Here is a 605-nt window from a genome sequence, read left to right as displayed (position 1 = left end):
GTCCGGGGCCCCGCCAGTCCGGCTCTTCCCACCAGAATGGTGGTGCTTCCGAGGCCACGCTAGCGCCCGTTCGCGCCCTTCAGGCGCGACTTGACGACCAGCGGCTGGATGTAGGGCTCAAGCGATTTCAGCGTACGCGCCAGCGCACCGCGCATCTCGTCGACGGTCGCAATGCCTGCCGCCATCATCTCGTGGCGCGCCACTTCGTTGGTCAGGAGGAAATTGACGGCGCCGGCCAGCATGTCGCGATCGCGCACCAGCTTGGCGCCGCCGCTGTCGAGGAGACGCTGGTAGGCCTCCCGAAAATTCTGCACATTGCGCCCGGCGAGAACCGCCGTGTCGAGCATGGCCGGCTCCAGCGGGTTCTGGCCACCCTCGGAGGTCAGCGAGCGGCCGACGAAGGCTATTTCCGTCAGCCGGAGATAGAGCCCCATCTCGCCGATCGTGTCGCCAAGCAATATGTCGGTGTCGGCCGTGATCCTGTCGCCCTTGCTGCGCCGCGCGACCTTCAGGCCCATGCCGGAAATCTGCGCCGCAAGCGCCTCGGCGCGATCGGGATGACGCGGAACGACGATGGTCAGAAGACCATGGTGGCGCTTGTGCAG

Annotated in this window: 1 pseudogene; it reads right to left on the bottom strand. The window is 66.6% G+C overall.

Annotated elements, in window-relative coordinates:
- Positions 1–59: 59 nt before the first annotated feature.
- A pseudogene (locus EN879_RS38110) lies at positions 60–605 on the bottom strand (3-deoxy-D-manno-octulosonic acid transferase); the annotation flags it as partial.

Origin of the sequence: Mesorhizobium sp. M7A.F.Ca.AU.002.02.1.1, assembly GCF_003998535.1 — a bacterium.
Classification (GTDB): Bacteria; Pseudomonadota; Alphaproteobacteria; order Rhizobiales; family Rhizobiaceae; genus Mesorhizobium; species Mesorhizobium ciceri.
This window is presented reverse-complemented; position numbering and strand designations above follow the sequence as displayed.